Raw genomic sequence first — 654 nt, 5'->3', positions numbered from 1 at the left:
TTGACGTGTTCGGGCGACAATAGATCGCCTCGATACCCATCTTCTTCATCAGCGTGGCGACGTGCAGCCGCCCAGTTTCCAGGCCTTCTCCCTTCAAAAGCCCTTGCAACATCCGACTTCCCGCGAACGGATATTCGAGATGCAGCTCGTCGATCCGGCGCATCAGGGCAAGATCGCCATCAGATACTGTACGCGGCGAATAGTAGACGCTGCCACGGCTGAAGCCGAGGAGCCTGGCCTGCCTCACGACCGACAGCTTGTGCTCGCGGTCGATCATTTCTTTCCGCCCAGCAATCCCGCCTTGCCGAGCGCACTGGACAAAAAATCGTTTTCCAAGGTCAGTTCGCCGATCTTGGCGTGAAGCGTTTTCACATCGATGCTCGGTCCGGCCGGTTCCGCCTTCGCTTCATCACCACCCTCAAGAAGCTGGTCTTTCCACTGCTTGATCTGATTGGCATGCACGTCGAACTGCTGGGACAGTTCCACCAGAGTCCGCTCGCCTCGTATGGCGGCGAGCGCCACTTTTGCCTTGAAAGCCGGGCTGTGGTTCCGGCGTGGTCGTCTCGTCATGGTATCTCCTGTTCCTGGCATCCAAGCCGAAGTCAGGCAGAAATTCCACTTATCCTAGCTGTGCAGATTTCCCGAGCCAGCTCT

Annotated in this window: 1 pseudogene; it reads right to left on the bottom strand. The window is 57.6% G+C overall.

What is annotated here, in order from left to right:
* Nucleotides 1-570: pseudogene (locus HWD97_RS24245) on the bottom strand (IS3 family transposase); the annotation flags it as partial.
* Nucleotides 571-654 lie beyond the last annotated feature (84 nt).

The sequence above is a fragment of the Ochrobactrum sp. C6C9 genome (assembly GCF_022627935.1).
Taxonomy (GTDB): Bacteria; Pseudomonadota; Alphaproteobacteria; order Rhizobiales; family Rhizobiaceae; genus Brucella; species Brucella teleogrylli.
The sequence above is the reverse complement of the archived record's forward strand: the minus strand, read 5'-3'. Positions and strand labels throughout refer to the sequence as shown.